This is a genomic window from Nocardia cerradoensis NBRC 101014, from assembly GCF_000308535.1.
GTDB lineage: Bacteria > Actinomycetota > Actinomycetes > Mycobacteriales > Mycobacteriaceae > Nocardia > Nocardia cerradoensis.
Map to the genome: position 1 here is coordinate 1 of NZ_BAFW01000229.1, position 16,562 is coordinate 16,562.

20 protein-coding genes and 1 pseudogene are annotated in these 16,562 nt (G+C 69.2%); 14 read left to right on the forward strand and 7 right to left on the reverse strand.

Annotated features, from left to right (window positions below):
- From ON23_RS23830 to ON23_RS23855, 6 genes and pseudogenes are all read left to right on the forward strand, one after another.
- Positions 1 to 282 (forward strand): annotated as a pseudogene (locus ON23_RS23830) (erythromycin esterase family protein); the annotation flags it as partial.
- Between the two features lie 85 nt (positions 283 to 367).
- Positions 368 to 1,525 (forward strand): cupin domain-containing protein, encoded by a 1,158-nt coding sequence (locus ON23_RS23835; RefSeq protein WP_039780915.1) that lies wholly within the window; start codon positions 368 to 370, stop codon positions 1,523 to 1,525.
- A complete protein-coding gene (locus ON23_RS38910) occupies positions 1,522 to 2,352 on the forward strand; it encodes a fumarylacetoacetate hydrolase family protein (RefSeq protein ID WP_039780916.1) in 831 nt (276 codons plus the stop codon). The genes ON23_RS23835 and ON23_RS38910 overlap by 4 nt, the downstream gene beginning before the upstream one ends.
- On the forward strand, positions 2,349 to 2,975 hold the full coding sequence (locus tag ON23_RS38915) for a maleylpyruvate isomerase family mycothiol-dependent enzyme (protein ID WP_039780917.1): 627 nt from the start codon (positions 2,349 to 2,351) through the stop codon (positions 2,973 to 2,975). The genes ON23_RS38910 and ON23_RS38915 overlap by 4 nt, the downstream gene beginning before the upstream one ends.
- Before the next feature lie 12 nt (positions 2,976 to 2,987).
- Entirely contained in the window at positions 2,988 to 4,250 is a 1,263-nt protein-coding gene (locus ON23_RS23850; protein ID WP_174376520.1) for an FAD-dependent oxidoreductase, read from the forward strand.
- Between the two features lie 60 nt (positions 4,251 to 4,310).
- Positions 4,311 to 4,514 (forward strand): hypothetical protein, encoded by a 204-nt coding sequence (locus tag ON23_RS23855; RefSeq protein WP_039780918.1) that lies wholly within the window; start codon positions 4,311 to 4,313, stop codon positions 4,512 to 4,514.
- Between the two features lie 42 nt (positions 4,515 to 4,556).
- On the opposite strand, the gene ON23_RS23860 is transcribed toward ON23_RS23855, so the two are convergent.
- Positions 4,557 to 4,949, reverse strand: a complete 393-nt coding sequence (locus ON23_RS23860) for a hypothetical protein (protein ID WP_039780919.1) — start codon at positions 4,947 to 4,949, stop codon at positions 4,557 to 4,559.
- A gap of 240 nt (positions 4,950 to 5,189) precedes the next feature.
- Here ON23_RS23860 and ON23_RS23865 point away from each other — a divergent pair, with 240 nt between their 5' ends.
- From ON23_RS23865 to ON23_RS23875, 3 genes are read left to right on the forward strand one after another with little or no spacing between them, the layout of a single operon-like run.
- Complete coding sequence (locus ON23_RS23865) at positions 5,190 to 5,858, forward strand: response regulator transcription factor (RefSeq protein ID WP_039780920.1); 669 nt, start codon at positions 5,190 to 5,192, stop codon at positions 5,856 to 5,858.
- The gene (locus ON23_RS23870; protein ID WP_083904202.1) at positions 5,828 to 7,045 is read left to right on the forward strand and encodes a sensor histidine kinase; all 1,218 of its coding nucleotides are present in this window, start codon (positions 5,828 to 5,830) and stop codon (positions 7,043 to 7,045) included. Before ON23_RS23865 ends, ON23_RS23870 begins: the two co-directional genes overlap by 31 nt.
- Complete coding sequence (locus ON23_RS23875) at positions 7,042 to 8,082, forward strand: DUF8320 family protein (RefSeq protein WP_039780921.1); 1,041 nt, start codon at positions 7,042 to 7,044, stop codon at positions 8,080 to 8,082. Before ON23_RS23870 ends, ON23_RS23875 begins: the two co-directional genes overlap by 4 nt.
- Positions 8,083 to 8,097: 15 nt before the next feature.
- Here ON23_RS23875 and ON23_RS39410 read toward each other — a convergent pair whose 3' ends face one another.
- Positions 8,098 to 8,391, reverse strand: coding sequence for a response regulator transcription factor (locus ON23_RS39410; RefSeq protein WP_306307145.1), 294 nt, complete (start codon positions 8,389 to 8,391; stop codon positions 8,098 to 8,100).
- 178 nt (positions 8,392 to 8,569) lie between these two features.
- Here ON23_RS39410 and ON23_RS23885 point away from each other — a divergent pair, with 178 nt between their 5' ends.
- On the forward strand, positions 8,570 to 9,232 hold the full coding sequence (locus ON23_RS23885) for an LppP/LprE family lipoprotein (RefSeq protein WP_083904204.1): 663 nt from the start codon (positions 8,570 to 8,572) through the stop codon (positions 9,230 to 9,232).
- Positions 9,233 to 9,248: 16 nt separating this feature from the next.
- On the opposite strand, the gene ON23_RS23890 is transcribed toward ON23_RS23885, so the two are convergent.
- Entirely contained in the window at positions 9,249 to 9,734 is a 486-nt protein-coding gene (locus tag ON23_RS23890; RefSeq protein WP_210743172.1) for a GNAT family N-acetyltransferase, read from the reverse strand.
- Between the two features lie 82 nt (positions 9,735 to 9,816).
- On the opposite strand from ON23_RS23890, the gene ON23_RS23895 reads away from it, so the two are divergent.
- Positions 9,817 to 10,710, forward strand: a complete 894-nt coding sequence (locus ON23_RS23895; protein ID WP_039780923.1) for a LysR family transcriptional regulator — start codon at positions 9,817 to 9,819, stop codon at positions 10,708 to 10,710.
- A gap of 9 nt (positions 10,711 to 10,719) precedes the next feature.
- Here the strand turns inward: ON23_RS23895 and ON23_RS23900 are convergent, their stop codons facing one another.
- The 4 genes from ON23_RS23900 to ON23_RS23915 form a co-directional block, all read right to left on the reverse strand.
- The gene (locus tag ON23_RS23900; RefSeq protein ID WP_245556082.1) at positions 10,720 to 12,282 is read right to left on the reverse strand and encodes an aldehyde dehydrogenase family protein; all 1,563 of its coding nucleotides are present in this window, start codon (positions 12,280 to 12,282) and stop codon (positions 10,720 to 10,722) included.
- A gap of 161 nt (positions 12,283 to 12,443) precedes the next feature.
- Entirely contained in the window at positions 12,444 to 13,025 is a 582-nt protein-coding gene (locus tag ON23_RS23905; RefSeq protein ID WP_039780924.1) for a carboxymuconolactone decarboxylase family protein, read from the reverse strand.
- Positions 13,025 to 13,336: a carboxymuconolactone decarboxylase family protein gene (locus ON23_RS23910; protein ID WP_039780925.1), complete on the reverse strand. Its 312-nt coding sequence runs from the start codon at positions 13,334 to 13,336 to the stop codon at positions 13,025 to 13,027. Before ON23_RS23910 ends, ON23_RS23905 begins: the two co-directional genes overlap by 1 nt.
- A gap of 116 nt (positions 13,337 to 13,452) precedes the next feature.
- Positions 13,453 to 14,097, reverse strand: coding sequence for a TetR/AcrR family transcriptional regulator (locus tag ON23_RS23915; RefSeq protein ID WP_039780926.1), 645 nt, complete (start codon positions 14,095 to 14,097; stop codon positions 13,453 to 13,455).
- Positions 14,098 to 14,296: 199 nt separating this feature from the next.
- Here ON23_RS23915 and ON23_RS23920 point away from each other — a divergent pair, with 199 nt between their 5' ends.
- From ON23_RS23920 to ON23_RS23925, 3 genes are read left to right on the forward strand one after another with little or no spacing between them, the layout of a single operon-like run.
- On the forward strand, positions 14,297 to 15,262 hold the full coding sequence (locus ON23_RS23920; RefSeq protein WP_245556084.1) for an LLM class flavin-dependent oxidoreductase: 966 nt from the start codon (positions 14,297 to 14,299) through the stop codon (positions 15,260 to 15,262).
- Between the two features lie 14 nt (positions 15,263 to 15,276).
- Positions 15,277 to 15,480, forward strand: coding sequence for a hypothetical protein (locus tag ON23_RS39415; RefSeq protein ID WP_245556085.1), 204 nt, complete (start codon positions 15,277 to 15,279; stop codon positions 15,478 to 15,480).
- A 4-nt stretch (positions 15,481 to 15,484) separates the two neighbouring features.
- Positions 15,485 to 16,555: an alcohol dehydrogenase catalytic domain-containing protein gene (locus ON23_RS23925; protein ID WP_039780928.1), complete on the forward strand. Its 1,071-nt coding sequence runs from the start codon at positions 15,485 to 15,487 to the stop codon at positions 16,553 to 16,555.
- Positions 16,556 to 16,562 lie beyond the last annotated feature (7 nt).

The window sequence follows — 16,562 nt, forward strand, 5'->3', positions numbered from 1 at the left end:
GGGGCGCTCGTCGCCCTCGCTCTCGGCGACCGCTACACGGTCGTGACGACCGACGGCGCCCCTGCCTGCGATCCGGCCACCCTGCAGGGCGTGCTGGCGCAGGCGACGACGCGCCGAACCCTGTTCCCCGCAAGCGAATTGCGCGACTCGCTACCCGCGACGATCGCCACGGGTGAACCGATGGTCCTCGGCCACATCCCGCTGCGCCGGGCGGATCTCGACACCGCCGACGCGCTCGTCTTCATCGCCGACACCGACGGGGAGCAGGTCCGGTACTGGTAGCGGCACCTGCGGGGTCGGACCGCGCGCGGTTCTGCTGAGCAGAATTCTGTTTTCTGGGCCCCCGGCACGCGTCACTGTAGGCGCTATGAGCACGACTGACTCCCCTGTCCGCTTGCGGGCGGTCGCGGCGCCGGATCAGCCGGATGTGACGCCCGCGCTCGAGCAGTTGTACCGCGGCTTCGAGCAGGAGCTGCTGGTGCCGCTGTGGACCGAGATCGGCGATCTGATGCCCGCCCATCCCCGCTCGCGGGCGGTGCCGCATCTGTGGCGCTGGGAGCGGCTGCTGCGGCTCGCGGCCGAGGCGGGCGATATCGTCCCCGTCGGCCGCGGCGGGGAACGTCGTGCGATCGCACTGGCGAATCCGGCCCTGGGCGGGCGGCCGTTCGCCACGCCGACGTTGTGGGCGGCGATCCAATATCTGATGCCGGGCGAGGACGCGCCCGAACATCGCCACACCCAGCACGCGTTCCGCTTCGTGGTGGAGGGCTCGGGCGTGTGGACGGTGGTCGGCGGCAACGGTGAGCGGGCGGTCGGCGACGCGGTCCCGATGCGCCGCGGCGATTTCCTGCCGCAGGCGGGCTGGAACTGGCACGCCCACCACAACGCGACCGCGGCGCCCATGGCGTGGATCGACGGGCTCGACATCCCGTTCCAATACCTGACAGAGGCGCAGTTCTTCCAGTTCGGACGCACGGATATCGATGCGGCCGAACGGATTACGCCGCAGCGCTCACGCTCGGAACGACTGTGGGGTCATCCCGGATTGCGGCCGCTGTCGGTCGGCGAGGTCGCGCCCGGTTCGCCGCTGCTCGCCTACAAATGGGAGCACACCGACGCCGCCCTCACCGACCAGCTGCAGCTGGAGCGGGAAGGGTACGGCGGCACCGTCGAACCCGGCCACGCCGCGGTCCGATTCACCAATCCGCACAACGGCGCCGACGTGCTGCCGACGATTCGCGCCGAGTTCCACCGGATCGCTCGCCACGCACAGACCGCGCCCGTGCGCGAGACCGGTTCGTCGGTGTATCAGGTCTTCGACGGCTCCGGCACGGTGACCGTCGGCGAGACGACGTGGTCGGTGACCCGCGGCGACCTGTTCGTCGTTCCCTCATGGGAATCGTTGTCCGTCACTTCCGAATCCGGCCGCACCGATTCCGACTCCGGCGCATTGGACCTCTTCCGGTTCTCGGATGCGCCCGTCTTCGAAGCACTACACCTCGACCGTCAGGAGACCGTCCGATGAAACTGGCCACCCTCCGCGTCGACGGCGGCACCCGCGCGGTCCGCCTCGACGGCGACCGTCTGGCCGACCTCGGCTACGACGACCTCGGCGCGCTGTTCGCCCGCGACGACTGGCCCACGGTCGCCGCCGCGGCCACCGGGCAGACCTGGCCGGTAGCGGGCGCCGACTTCGCCCCCGTCGTGCCGAACCCGTCGAAGGTGATCTGCGTCGGGCACAACTACACCAACCACATTCGGGAGATGGGCCGCGACATGCCCAGCTACCCCACCCTTTTCCCGAAATTCGCCGACTCGCTCATCGGCCCGGACGATCCGATCGTGAAGCCCGCCGAGACCGATGCCCTGGACTGGGAGGTCGAACTGGTGGTCGTCATCGGAAAACCGGTGCGCCGAGCCACCGAGCAGCAGGCCACGGACGCCATCGCGGGCTTCACCGTCATGAACGATATCTCCGTGCGGGACTGGCAGTTCCGGACCATCGAATGGACCCAGGGCAAGATCTGGGATTCCGTCACGCCCGTCGGCCCCTACGTCGTGACGCCGGACGAGGTGGGCGGCGTGCGGCCCGCACTGCGGGTCGAGACCGTCGTCGACGGGAACGTCGTCCAGCAGGACGACACCGGCACCCTCCTGTTCGATCCGGTCCACCTCGTGCGATACGTCTCGACGATCATCCGGTTGAATCCGGGCGACATGATCGCCACCGGCACCCCCGCCGGAGTCGGGCACGCACGCGATCCGAAGATGTATCTCGTGGGCGGGGAAACCGTGGTCACCCGAATCGACGGCCTAGGGGCGTGCACCAACAAGGTCGTGCGGGCATCGTGACCGGGCGAACGCTCGCGGACGCGCTGCGATGGGCCGAGCACGGCACTTCCCTGTTCGGCACCAGGGTCGCTCTTCTGGACGAGACGTCGATGTCGGCGCCGAGCCTGCTGCCCGGCTGGACGCGCAAACACCTCGTCGCGCACGTCGCCGCCAACGCGGACGCGCTCGGCAATCTGGTGCACTGGGCCCGGACCGGCGTCCGCACCCCGATGTATTCCTCGGCGCGGCAACGTGATTCCGATATCGAGCAGGGCGCGACCCGCTCGGCGGCCGAACTGATGGCCTGGCTCGACGCGTCGGTCCAAGCGCTGTCGGTGGCAATGGATTCCCTGACCGGCGACGACTGGCGCCGCGAGGTCGTCACCGCGCAGGGGCGGACCGTCCCGGCCACGGAGATCCCCTGGCTGCGGGCACGGGAAGTGTGTGTCCATGCCGTCGATCTCGGCACGGGCGCCGGCTTCGCCGACCTTCCCGGCGAATTCCTGTCCGCGCTCATCGACGACATCCGCGCCAAGCGCGGACTCGACACGCGGCCGCGCGGCCCGCTGCCCGAGGTCGCCGCCTACCTCGCCGGTCGTCCCCACTCGCTCGCCGACGTCCCCGACCTCGGCCCCTGGTTGTAAGGAAGCTGCACTATGAGCACCTCCGATGTGGTGATCGCCGGCGGCGGAATCGGCGGATTGAGTACCGCTTTCGCGCTGTCACGTCTCGGTCTGCGAGTCCGGGTCCTGGAGCAGGCGGAGCAATTCGGCGAGGTCGGCGCCGGCATTCAGCTCGCCCCGAACTGCACCCGCATCCTGGCCGAGTACGGACTGCTGGAGCAGGCGACAGCGCGTGGCGTCGTCCCCGACCGCATGGTGATGCGCGATGCGGTCGACGCGAGCGAACTGACCGCGCTGGACCTGCGCGACCTCGAACGACGGTACGGATTTCCGTATCTGGTCATCCACCGCAGCGACCTGCATGCCCTGTTCCTCGACGCGTGCCGCGACGCCGGTGTCGAACTGCTCACCGAGCAACGAGTCACCGCATATACGCAGGACGGCGAGAAAGCCAGCGCCACAACGGATTCCGGTGCCGTGCACGAGGCGCCGGTCGTGATCGCGGCCGACGGACTGCATTCGGTCGCGCGGCGCCGGTTCGCCGACGATCGGCCGGTCTCCTCGGCGTACGTCGCCTATCGCGGGACCGTGCCGATCGCGTCGGTCGATCGGCCGGTCGATCTGTCCGAGGTCGTGGTGTACGTGGGCCCGCGGTGCCACTTCGTCCACTACGGATTGCGCGGCGGCGATCTGCTCAATCAGGTCGCGGTCTTCGAATCCCCCAAGGCCCTGGCCGGACTCGCGGACTGGGGCACCCCCGACGAGCTGGACGACGCCTTCGCCGGCAACTGCGAATTCGTCCGGGAACGCCTGCCGCACATGTGGCGCGACAAATGGTGGCGCATGTACGACCGCGATCCGATCGACACCTGGGTCGACGGCCGGATCGCTCTGCTCGGCGACGCCGCCCACCCACCGCTGCAATACCTGGCCCAGGGCGCGATCATGGCGATCGAGGACGGCTGGGTTCTCGCCGAACACGCGCGGCGGCGACGCGGCGCCGGCGCAACCGTCGACTGGGACGGTGCCCTGGCCGCCTATCAGGCGGTTCGTCCCGAACACTGCCGCCGCGTCGTGCTCACCGCCCGCGCCTGGGGCGAACTGTGGCATCTCGACGGGCGGCGCCGCGAACAGCGCAATATTCTCCTGCGCGCCCGCGAGACCGGCGACTACTCCTTCACCGACTGGATCTACGGCCCGACCGCGCTGGTCCCCGAGGAGGAACCGGCCATGTTCACCCCGATCCCGCTCACCGCGGCCGATCGGATCACCGGAGTCGATTCGGTCGCCCGCTGAACCGCCCACCACCCCGGCCCGGCACCGATACCATCGAGCGAATGTCGTCCGGAATCACTGGTGGCCGCGGATTTTGCGCACAGGGTGAAACTCAACGTCGACCTGTTCTTCCGCTACCTGCGCACCGGGATCGAACCCGGCGAGGACGACACCGCCGATATGGTGCGGCTCGCGGTCGAACGCGTCCCTGACGGCGCGGCGGTCACCGACGTCCTCGACGCCCCGTTCATGCTGAACCTGTTCGGCAAACCCGTTGGGCAATAACGGATTCGAGCACCAACGGATGGCCGGGCCGGGCGTCGGCCCTCAGGACAGGATCGAGTGGATGTGGCGGCCCCGGAGGGCGTCGTGGGTGTGCTCGGCGAGCCAGGCGGCGAAATCCGTATCAGCGGCGGGCGTGTGATCGAAGAAGGCTGCGCAGGCGACGGTATCGCCGTGCTCGACGACGACGTCGATCGTTTCGCCGCGCTGGGTGACAGCGAAGGCCGCTGCCGGGGTGCGCGGCAGGCGATGTCGGCGTCCGGCGTCCGCGGGCCGGATATCGCTGACCGTCGCCGCGACGATGTCGACGACGTTGTCGTGCCGGCGGCGTAGCCGGCGCGGCACATCGGTGACCACGGTATGCACGGCGAGAATCAGTTCGGCGAGATCGTCGAAATCCACCGTCACGGTGGGCACGTGGCGCGGTTCTGCCGTCACGACAACCACGCCTCCTTCCTCGAACCTGGGGCGTTGCCATCCCACACCACTGGAGTCTGCCTCGCGGCGGCGAGTGCGCCAGTCGGCGTTTCGCACGACGACGGGTCGATCGTCCGTGAACGCTCGAGCGGCTGGACGTAATGAATTACCCCGGCGCAGTGATTAACAATCATCACTCGCTGCCGGATTCGCGCGCCGAGATCGGCGCCGCCGGGCACGGTCGGCACAGGAGGGGGCAGGGTGCAGGAGAATGTCGCGGCCGGGAACCCGTATCGCATCGGCGTCGTCGAGGATCACCAGGTCACCATCGCGGGCCTGCGCCAGATCCTCGCCGGCGAGCCCACTGTCACCATCGCGGCCACGGCCGCATCGGTAACCGAATTACTGGACGCCACAACGGATCTGGCACTCGTCGTGCTCGATCTGCGGCTTCCCGACGGATCCTCCCCCGCCACCAATATCGAGCACCTGCGGGCCGCCGGCATCGAAACCTTGGTGTTCACCTCCGGCGACGAACCGTTCCTGGTGCGCGCCGCCGCGCGGGCCGGCGTTCTCGGCGTGGTGCGGAAGTCGGAACGCGACGAGGTGGTCGCCGCCGCCGTGCGCGACGCCGCGGCCGGCCGCCAGGTACCGACGACGGACTGGGCGGTCGCCATCGACTCCGACGAGAACTTCGCCACTGTCACGCTCAGCCCGCGCCAGCGCGATGTCCTGGCCCTGTACGCCTCGGGAGAACCGGCGGCCCGCGTCGCGCGGCTCACCGGCCTGACCGAAGACACGGTCAACGCCTATCTGGCCCGGATCCGGCAGAAATACGCGGAGGCGGGGCGGCCTTCGCGCACCAAGACCGAACTGTTCAAACGTGCTCTGGAGGACGGGTGGCTGCCGATACCACGTCGACGCCGGTAGATCCGGACGCCGGTCGCGCACGGACGACGGTCGGCCCGGCCGAGGACCGCATCACCCGGTTGTTCGCCCGCTTCCTGTCCTCCGGGTACGTCGCCTATCTGTTCCTGATGGCCGCGACCATCGTCAGCCAGGCCGACGACCTGGCCCTGTGGTGGACCGTGCTCGCCGTGGGCCTCGTCTACGGCCCGGCGGTGGTGATGGGCCTGTTCTCGTTTCATCCCGACCTCCGGTGGGTGCGCGCGACCGCCGCCGTCACCGCCCTGGGCTTCGTGGTCGCGGCCGCCCTGTGGCCCGTGGCGTGGAACGGGGAACTGCTGCGCGCCGATGCGTGGATCTCCACCATTCCCGGCTTGGCCGGATTGTCCGCGGCACTGGTCTGGCCCCCGGGCCGGACCGTGGCCGTGCTGCTCGCGGCGGTGATCCCGGTCCAGCTCATCAATCACCTCTGCCGGGCGCCCGGGCACAACGGCCGCTTCGTCCCGGACCTGCTGTTCGCGATCAGCTTCTGCCTGCTCTTCGTCGCGGCCGGGCTGATGGCGATGCGCACCGGACGGATTCTGGACGCGACCCGGAACGAAGCCCACGCGGTCGCGGCCGCCGCGGCGGCGGCGACCGCGCGCACCGTCCAACGCGCCCGGTTCAACGCACTGCTGCACGACTGGGTGATGTCGACCCTGCTGGCCGCCGCGCGCGGAACCCAGCGGTCGGAGGTACGCCACCAGGCCGAACTGGCACTGGGCAAGCTGAACGACGTGGGTTCGGAAGGCGCACAAGGATTTACGGCCGTGACAGCGGCCGCGCACATCCGCACCGCGGTCGCCGACGTCGACGACCGGCTGCCGGTCACCGTGCGCGAGGACCCGGACGGCGGCGACCGCTACTTTCCCGCCGAGCCGATACAGGTCCTGGGCGCCGCCGTCGCGGAAGCCGTGCGCAACAGCGTCATTCACGCCGGAGCGCACGCCGCGCGCACGGTGAGCCTCCGATTCGACGAGGGGCGGATCACGGTCGTCGTGACCGACGACGGCCGCGGATTCGATCCGGCGAAGGTCCCCTCCCACCGCCTCGGACTGGCCGTCAGCATCGTGGAACGGGTGCGCCGCCTGCCCGGTGGTGAGGTCGAGGTGCGCAGCCGTCCGGGCGCCGGTACGCGGATTCACCTGTCATGGCGGGCGGTCGAGCGATGAGCGCGGCCACCGGCCCCGTCCGCGATGCCCGCACCCTCCTGGGCATGGATACCCGGCCCGCCTGGCTGATCGCGGCCTTCTACCTGATCTCGGAAGCGGCACTGAGCCTTTCGTCCGCGCAGCAGACCCGTCACCTGTGGCCGGTGCTCGCCGGACTGGCCGTCACCGTCGCGGCGACCGCGGCACTGCTGCGCATCCGGCCCGATCCGCTGCCCCTCCCCGCGACCGCCGCGCTGGCCGCCTCGATTCCGGCGACCGCGGCACTGACCCTGTTCAACCTGCCGATTCCGCCGACCTCCGTCGCGCAACTGTGGTCGTTCGGGTGCGGGACGGTGACCGCGACCTTCATGTGCGTGCGCGGGCGGACGGGCGCCGCGTGGGCCGGTCTGCTGTCGATGATCGCCACCTCCGCCGTATGGTCGTGGCAGAGCGGGCAGGGCTTCGGTCACGGCGTCGCGATTTCGGCGATCAATCTGGGCCCGCTGATGATGGCGACCTTCTTCGCCTACACCCTGCGTCCCGCTGCCCGCGCCATCTTCCGGCTGCGGGAGGAATCGACCCGGCAGGTGGGCTCCGAAGCCGCCGCGGCCGCCGCACTCGACGAACGCCGGGCCCAGATCCAGCGCCTGGACGATATGGTTCGCCCGATTCTGGAACGCATCGCCGGCCCGCAGCCGCTCGACGACCGCACCCGCGACGACTGCCGCCTGATCGAGGCACATCTGCGCGATACGCTGCGCGCCCCCGTGCTCGCCGCCGAACCGGTCACGACGGCGGCGCGCGCGGCCCGGTTGCGCGGCGTCGACGTCGTCCTGATCGACGACCACGGCCTGGACGACCTGCCCGCCGCCACCCGCCGCCGGGTTCTGGGCACCGTCGCCGCGGAGTTGGCCACCACGGCCGCCGGGACGGTTCATGTGCGAATTCTGCCGCCGCACAGGGCGATTCTGGCCACGGTCGTCGTCAACCATCCGGGCTCCGGCATCCGGCGGATCGAAATCGACGCCCCCGGAACGCGCGCCGGCGCGCCGGGCTGATCCGCCACCGCGTCGTCAGATGTCGTCGAGATCCAGATACCCGTCCTGCAGGGCGCGCGCCAGCAGGGCTGCCTTCGTCGGCGCCGGCCTGCCCGCACCGCGGTACTTCTCCCGGATCCGGGCGAGGTGAGTGTTGACCGTTCCGGGCGCGATGAACAGCTTGCGGCAGACCTCGCCTTTGGTCTCGCCGAGAATCCACGCGAGCAGTACTTCCACTTCCCGGGCGCTGAGCTGCGGTCGTGGTTCCGGGGCGGCCGCGAGCGTTGTGCGATGGGTGAGACAGGCCGGAACCGGCGACAATTCGGACACGATGTCTTCCTGTTCTGCAGAAGCCGACGGCGTCGCCGTTCCCCCGGCGACGTGTCCGTGGAACGCTACGCAGTTGCCGGGCCGCCCGGCAGGTTCCAGTTGCTTGACACGAAAACTGGGGTCACCGTTCGCTCGGAAAACGAAGGGACTCACCGGGCCCATCCGCCACACTCGACATATGACCGCCGCCGCGCAACGCTTCGCCGCCACGCCCGTCCCGCGCCGACCACTCCGGAGGGCATGGGTGCCGGTGGTCGCCGGCGCAGCTCTGGTCGCGCTGAGCGGCTGCGGAAATGGGACCGAAAACGCCACCGCCACTACGACTTCCGCCACTACGACTTCCGCCACCTCTGCGGCCGTGTCACCGACGCCGGTCGGCCACACCACGCGCGAAACCGCTCCCGCCACCACGAATTCCGGCGCGGCGGACTGCACCACCGACCTCTCGGCGCCGGAGGTTCGCCGGGCCGTAGCGACCCTGCCGCCGTACGACGCCGGTGGCGGTGTCAGCTGGGCATGGAACGACAACCCGCCCGCATTGCGCGGCACCTACAACCGGTGTTCGACACTGTCGGTCGTGGTGGTGACGGTCCAGGGCGCCACCGCGAGCTCCCCGGAGCACGCACTGCTGTTCCACCGGGGCGACTACGTCGGCACCGCGACACCGAAAGCCCAGGCATTCACCACCATCGACACCCGGGCCGGTACCGACGACACCGTCGTGCTGACCTACAAGACGCCGGGCAGCTGCAACGCCTGCCCCGACGGGACCTATACGACGGTGTCGTTCCGTTGGAACGGTTCGGGCGTGGACACGCAGGGGCGTCCGCCGATCAACTGATCGTCTCCCGAAGCGTTCAGACGGCCGAAATCTGGTGCGCCAGATCGAATTTCATGAAGACGTCGGCACGATCGTAGGGAATCGGCCGCAGTTCCTCCGGCGGAACGTGCACGAACCCCACCGATTCGTACAGATGCACGGCATCGGCCAGACGCCCGTTGCTCGCCAGGAACAGCGAGGTCGCGCCGGACGCGCGGGCGTGGTCGATGGCCGCGTTCAGCAGCAGGCGGCCGATCCCCGCGCCCCGGGCCCGCGGCGCGACCGCCATTTTCGAGATCTCGAAAACACCCGGATCCTCCGCGACGAGCGCGACGCACCCGACGCGGTCGGCACCGTCGCGTGCGATCAGCACCTGCCCGCCGTCGGCCACGATCCGCTGCGGGTTGTCCAGGGTGGCGAGGTCGGCCGGTTCGACGCCGAACAGAGCGGTGATCCATTCCAGATTGAGTTCTTTGAAGGCGGCGGCGTCGGCCGGCCCGGACATCGGTTCGACGAGAATCACTTCACCAGGATGCGCGCCGCAACCCATAGCGTCCAATATTCGATAGCTCCGATTGATATCTTGAACTTATGGATGGCGGCGTATGGACGGAGTAGAGCTGCGACATCTGCGCTACTTCCTGGCCGTCGCGGAGGAATTGCATTTCGGCCGCGCGGCCGCCCGTCTGCACATCGCGCAGCCCGCCCTGACCCAGCAGATCCGGCGGCTCGAGACGCTGCTCGGCGCCCGCCTGTTCGATCGCACCTCACGCACCGTGGCCCTCACCCCCGCCGGCGCCGTACTGCGTGAGCGCGCCGAGGCCCTGCTGGGGCATGCGCACCGCGATCTGGCCGAGGTCTCCCGCATCGGACAGGGCGGGCAGGGGACGCTCTATCTGGGTTTCGTGCCGTCGGTACTACCGCTCGAACCGCTGCGCGGGGTGCGCGCGTTCCGCGACCGCTATCCGCTGGTCGAGGTCGACCTGGTCGAGGGGTTCACCAGCCATCTGATGGAACGGCTCGCCAACGGCGCCCTGGACCTCGCGATCGTGCGCGATCCCGACCCGCAGCCGGGGACCACCACCACACCGCTCATGACCGAGCCGTTCGTCGCGGTGGTGCCCGACGACCATCCGCTCGCCGCGCGCGATACCGTCACCGGCGCCGATCTGGTCGACCACCCGATGGTCTTCTTTCCCCGTGCCGCCGGCTCGCTGGCCCACGACCGGAACCTGGCGCCCCTGCTCCGATCGGGCCGCCGGCCTCGCATCGTGCAGGAGGCCACCAACTGGACCATCATTCTCTATCTGGTGGCCGCGGGCCTCGGCATCACGGTCGCGCCGCGCAGCGCGACCTTCACGGCACCGGCCTCGGCGCGCATCATCGCGCTGACCGAAACCGATTCCGACACAACCATTTACACCGCGCACCGCACCGGCGACGAGCGAGCGCTGGTCCACAATCTGCTCGCCCTGCTGCCCGGCCCGGGCACGGCGTGAGCGTGACGGTCAGGACAGCAGTTTGCGCATGATCTTGTTGCCGAACCCGTAGCGGATGAGACCGTCGAGGCTGCGAATGGTCTTCTCCGAGTAGGGGTACCAGATGCTTTCCCCCTTGGGCTGCCAGCGGTCGATCAGCACCGGCTGGGCGTGGGTGAAGCCGCGCAGCGCGCCCGGGCCGTTGACCTGGCCGACACCGCTGTCCTTGCGTCCACCGAAGGGCGCCTCGGGCACCCCGTAGATGACGGCCGCGTCGTTGTGCACGACGGAACCGGTGGTGAGCTGGGCCGCGATGCGCCGGGCCTTGGCTGCGTCCTTGGTGAACACCGAACCGCTCAGCCCGTATTTGCAGTCGTTGGCCAGCCGGATGGCCTCGTCCTCGTCGCGGACCCGCATGATGGCGGTGACCGGACCGAACGTCTCCTCGGTCATCAACTCCATGTCGTGATGCACGCCGACGACCACGGTGGGCTGGAAGTACAGGCCGTCACCGGTGTCCGCGGCGCCGCCCACCACGATGTCGGCGCCCTTGGCCTTCGCGTCGTCGATGTGGCGGATCACGATGTCGCGCTGGCGATCCCAGAACAGCGGGCCCATATCGGTGTCACCGGGACCGTAGGTGACCGCCGCGGCCTTCTCGGTGACCAGCCGGATGAATTCGTCGGCGACGCTGTCGACCACGTAGATGCGTTCCACGCTCATACAGACCTGGCCGGTGTTGAACATCGACAGATACACCGCACCGGCGGCGGCGCGCTCGAGATCGGCGTCCGCGCAGACGATCATGGCGTCCTTGCCGCCCAGTTCCAGAGTGCACGGCAGCAACCGCGTCGCACAGGCGGCCGCGATCTTGCGGCCGGTGCCGACGCTGCCGGTGAAGCACACCTTGTCGATTTCCGAATCGACCAGCGCCGCACCGGTTTCGCCGTCACCGTGCAGTACCTGCACAACATCCTTCGGCACTCCGGCCTCGTGCAGCACCCGCGCCACCCATTCCCCCGACCGCGGCGTCACCTCCGACGGTTTGAACACCACGGTGTTGCCGGCGACCAGTGCCTGCACCACTGGATTGAGCGACAGCACGAACGGGGCGTTCCACGGCGTCACGACACCGACCACGCCGAGCGGCTGATACTGCATGTACAGCTTCTTGAACGGTTTCAGATAGCCGTGCAGCCGCTGCCGATGCGAGCGCAGATCACGCCGGGCGCGCCCGGTCCAGTAGTTGAGGAAGTCGCAGGCGGGCACGATCTCGACGCCGAGCGCCTCGGCCTCGGGCTTACCGGTCTCGGTGCGGATGGTCTCGGCGACCTCCGCGCGGCGGGCGACGATCACACCGACGGCGCCGCGCAGGATCTCGGCGCGCTCGGCGATGCTGCGCGCGGCCCAGGCCGGCTGAGCGGCCCGGGCACGCGCGACCGCGCTCTGCACCTCGGCGGTGGTGTCCACCTCGAGTTCGCCGATGCGCCGGCGATCCACCGGACTGTCCAGCGCCAGCGTGCGCCGGTCGCCCTCGCTCGTCGGCAGTTGGTGGACGATGGCCATGATCTTCCCCTCGGTCGGAACTGGCATTCCAGTGCGATTTCGGTTGTCACACAAGGGTTGTCGCACCCGAATCGATCGCACGGCGGACGGCCCTCGTGACCTGGTAGACAACTTACCAAAACTGTCTACTCTTGGCGAGAACTTGTTCTAGATTTCCGCCGGGCAGATCCGCGCGGACCGCTCTCGCGCTACCGATAACCGCGCTTCAGCAGGTATTTCGCCCCCGCGCCGAAACCCTCCGGACTCAGCACGTCGAATCCGAAGGCGTCGGCGAGCCGGTTGGTCGTGTTGAACGCGGCGCACACCGCCAAGGCGTCCTCGACCTGCTGCGGCGACACCCCAGCGGACAGCACCTTGCGGACATCGTCGGCGGAGATCTCTCCGTCGCGAGTCAGCGTGCCCAGCAGCACCAGTGTCTCGCGCAGGCCCGCACCGATCGGCGCGGATTCCGGATCATCGAGCACCGCACGGACTTTCGCGTCGTCGGCATAGGCCTGCCCCGCGGTCGCGCTGTGCGCACCGATGCAGAACGCGGAGGCGTTGACCTTCGACACGTACGCCGCCATCAGCTCCCGGTCGGCGACCGACCACTCGGAAGGGCCGCGCATCGCCGCGTGGGTGAACGCCTGCGCTCGCGCGCCGTAGAAGTCCGGCCGGTAGAACACCAGCTTCGCGGCGTCGGGCAGCGGCTGACCGGAGAACAATCGAACGGCCCTGAACAGCAGCTTGGTTCCGGGCCGATAGCCGTGGTTCAGGATGTCCGGTCGCATCAGGCACACTCCCGGGTCGCTTCGGCGAGCGCGGCGAGTCCCGCGTCGTACTGGCGTGCGGACTGGCCGACCGCGGCCGCGATCACCAATTCGACGAGTTCGTCCTCGCCGAACCCCGAGGCCCGCGCCGCGGCGAAGTCGGCATCGGTCACCTCGGTCGGGCGAGTCGCGACCTTGTCGACCAGTTCACGCAGCGGGAGCGGTCCGGCGTTCGCGAAGGCTTGCGCCCGCTGTTCGCGCGGCGTTCTGCCGTCGCCGTCGAGCACCCGATCCACCAGATCCCGGAATACCGCGCGCTTGTCCTGCGCCATCTCGCCTCCTCACAGCCGGTTCCCGACGCGAGCCGTGACGGCAGGCGCCACGGACACGAATGTACCTCCGGAAGCGGGGTCCGCATGCTCCGCCGGCGAAATCGGGCCGCGCCGGATCAGTCCCTCTCGCGGAGCAGGCGGTCGAGCCCCCCGGAGAGAAAGGCGACCTGATCCTCGTAGAAGGTGGTCAGCACATCGGCGGGCAAAGGGTCGGGGTGGGCGTGCCAGTCCCCCGCGCGGGCGAGCGCCTGCAGAAATCCCATGAGGGCGATGGCCCAGCGCGATTCCAGGCGTGCGGGATCGGCCTCGGGGAAGGTGCGGCGCAACTGGACGTGCAGATGCTCGCGCAGATTCTCCTCCACCGCGCGCAGGGCGGGATGGTCGCGCGCCGAGACCTGGGTGACGATTCTGACCCACCGCATACCGCGGGTGCGGTGCCGCAGGAGCAGATCGCGGTAGGGCTCGGTGACGGCGCGCACCACCTCCTCGGTGGTCGGCGCTTCGTCGCGCGCGGCGAGCCGGTCGGCATTGGCGCGAATGCTGTCGCGCACCGGGCCGCCGAGATCCAGCAGCACCGCCGCGATCAGGTCGTCCTTGGTGCCGAAGTGATAGTTGACCGACGCCGGCCCCAGGCCCGCGGCCGCGTTCACCGCGCGCACCGACACCGCGTCGACCCCGTGCGCGGCGAACAGACGCTCGGCCGTTTTCACGAGCCGGCCGCGGGTCGCGGTGCCCTGCCGGTTGGGCGCTGGAGCGGACACGGGATCACCTCCATACTGGTTCGATCGATCCGATCTGCCGGGAAACCTTATCTCATACGCACAGGGAAAGCATTGGCGTGCAGGAATTCTCGAGCCGTCTCGATCACCGAGACCGGAACCTTTTCGATCAACTGATCCATGTTAAGCAGGACACAGCGCGGTGAAGCAGATCACAGACGCGCCGTTCGAAGGAGACTCCGTGCACCCGTCCGAATCCTTACGATTCGGGGCCTTCCTCGCCCCGTACCATCCACTGAACGCCGACCCCGCCCTGCAGTTGCGGCGCGATATCGATCTGATGGAACACCTCGACCACCTCGGATTCGACGAGGCATGGATGGGTGAGCACCATTCGACGGGTGCCGAAATCGTGCCCGCGCCCGACGTTTTCATCGCCGCCGCGGCCGAACGGACGCAGCGGCTGCGCTTCGGCACCGGCGTGGTGTCACTGCCCTACCACCACCCGCTGGTCACCGTCGACCGCATCACCCAGCTCGATCTGCAGACCCGGGGGCGGCTGATCTTCGGCACCGGGCCGGGCAAGATCCCGCTCGACGCGCACATGATGGGCATCGACCCCTCCGACCAGCGCCGGCGCCAGGGCGAGGCGCTCGAGGCGATCCTGGCGCTGCTGCGCGGCGACGTGGTGAACATGTCCACCGATTGGTTCACCCTGCGCGACGCTCGCGCCCAGCTACCCACCTACGACCCGGCCGGGATCGAGATCGCCACGGCCTCCACCGTCTCCCCCAACGGCTCGGTGCTCGCCGGCACCCACGGCTTGTCACTGCTGTCGCTCGCCGCCAGCTCCCCGGCGGGTTTCGATGTGCTGGACCGCAATTGGGGAATCTACGACAAGGTGTGCGCGGAGCACGGTCACAGCGCGGACCGATCGCGGTGGCGGCTGGTCAATCCGATGTTCCTCGCCGAAACCCGGGCCGACGCCGAGCGCGCCGTCGCCCGCCGGATCGGATCGATGGCGGCCTATGTGAACCGCCAGACCGGACAGCGACCCGAGTGGGCCGAATCCGGTAGGGGAATCATCGACCACTGGCGCAACGACAGCCTCGGCGAATTCGGCCAGGCCGTATCGGGACACCGGACGAGGCGATCGCGCAGATCGACCGGCTCCTCGACAAGACCGGAGGCTTCGGCACCCTGCTGATCCTGCATGTCGACATGGCCGACTGGGAGGACACCAAACGCAGCTACGAACTGTTCGCCTCGGAGGTGATCCCGCATTTCCGGCGGCGCAACCTCGGCCGCGAGGCGAGTCTGCAGTACGCCGAGGATCACCGCGACCGCCTCATCGGCGGACTGGTCACCGCGATCACCAAGGCCCACACCGACTACTACGGCGAATCCGCCGCGACAGGAGCGTGAATCGATGCGTGCCGTGGGATATCTCGACGGAGAATTCGCTGTCACCGAGGTCGCGGATCCGCCGGCTCCCGGCCCGGGACAGGTGCGCATCGCGGTCGCCGCCTGCGGCATCTGCGGCAGCGACCTGTCGATGGCCGAGGACGCCGGGCGGTTCGTGCGGGTCGCCGCCGACAGCGGTTATCCGCTGGCCACCTTCGACATCGCACGACCGGTGGTGCTGGGACACGAATACGCCGGGACGATCGTCGAAACAGGTTCGGGCGTCACGGATTTCGCGGTCGGCGACCGCGTGGCGGGCATCGGACTGGCCACCGAGGCCGACACCGGCATCCCGACGATCATCGGCTATTCCAACGACTATCACGGCGCGTTCGGCGAGCACATCGTGGTGGACAGCGTCTGGGTCCGGCACGTGCCGGACGGGCTGTCGCTGGAGCATGCCACGCTGGCCGAACCGCTGCACGTCGGCGAGATGCACGTGCAGCAATCCGGTCTGCGGGCCGGTGATTCGGCCCTCGTGATCGGCTGCGGCGCCATCGGTCTGGGTGCGATCATCGCCGCCAAGGCGCACGGCGCGGGTGTGGTCGTCGCCTCCGAGCCGTCTCCCAAGCGCCGCGCCCTGGCGCTCGCGGTGGGCGCGGACGTCGCCGTCGATCCCACCGAACAGGATCCGATTCAGGTCTGGAATACCCTTGTCGCAGAGCGTAATTCGCTCGTCGATCCGGGCGCGGTGGGCACGCTGATCGCCTACGAATGCAGCGGCCGGCCAGGCATGCTCGACACCCTCATGCACGGGTTGCCGTTCGATTCGCGCATCCAGGTACTGGCCGCGGGATTCGCGACCGAGACGATCGTGCCGGTGGTGGGCCAGTTCCGCCGCATCGCCGTCAATTTCGGGCACGGTCCCTACGAGGACGCCTACGACATCACGCTGCGGCGCCTGGCGTCGGGGGAGATCGACGCCGACGCGATCATTACCGGCCGCGTGGGACTCGACGGGGTCGCCGACGCGTTCACAGCCCTGCGCGCGCCCGACGAACACGTGAAGATCCTGGTCCTGCCGGAGCGACGATGACGGCGCG

Excerpts from the sequence above, each read along its gene's own strand:
- ON23_RS23835 (WP_039780915.1), top strand. The coding sequence starts at position 368 with ATGAGCACGACTGACTCCCCTGTCCGCTTGCGGGCGGTCGCGGCGCCG.
- ON23_RS38910 (WP_039780916.1), top strand. The coding sequence starts at position 1,522 with ATGAAACTGGCCACCCTCCGCGTCGACGGCGGCACCCGCGCGGTCCGC.
- ON23_RS23850 (WP_174376520.1), top strand. The coding sequence starts at position 2,988 with ATGAGCACCTCCGATGTGGTGATCGCCGGCGGCGGAATCGGCGGATTG.
- ON23_RS23875 (WP_039780921.1), top strand. The coding sequence starts at position 7,042 with ATGAGCGCGGCCACCGGCCCCGTCCGCGATGCCCGCACCCTCCTGGGC.
- ON23_RS23885 (WP_083904204.1), top strand. The coding sequence starts at position 8,570 with ATGACCGCCGCCGCGCAACGCTTCGCCGCCACGCCCGTCCCGCGCCGA.
- ON23_RS23895 (WP_039780923.1), top strand. The coding sequence starts at position 9,817 with ATGGACGGAGTAGAGCTGCGACATCTGCGCTACTTCCTGGCCGTCGCG.
- ON23_RS23900 (WP_245556082.1), bottom strand. The coding sequence starts at position 12,282 with ATGCCAGTTCCGACCGAGGGGAAGATCATGGCCATCGTCCACCAACTG.
- ON23_RS23905 (WP_039780924.1), bottom strand. The coding sequence starts at position 13,025 with ATGCGACCGGACATCCTGAACCACGGCTATCGGCCCGGAACCAAGCTG.
- ON23_RS23910 (WP_039780925.1), bottom strand. The coding sequence starts at position 13,336 with ATGGCGCAGGACAAGCGCGCGGTATTCCGGGATCTGGTGGATCGGGTG.
- ON23_RS39415 (WP_245556085.1), top strand. The coding sequence starts at position 15,277 with ATGGCCGACTGGGAGGACACCAAACGCAGCTACGAACTGTTCGCCTCG.
- ON23_RS23925 (WP_039780928.1), top strand. The coding sequence starts at position 15,485 with ATGCGTGCCGTGGGATATCTCGACGGAGAATTCGCTGTCACCGAGGTC.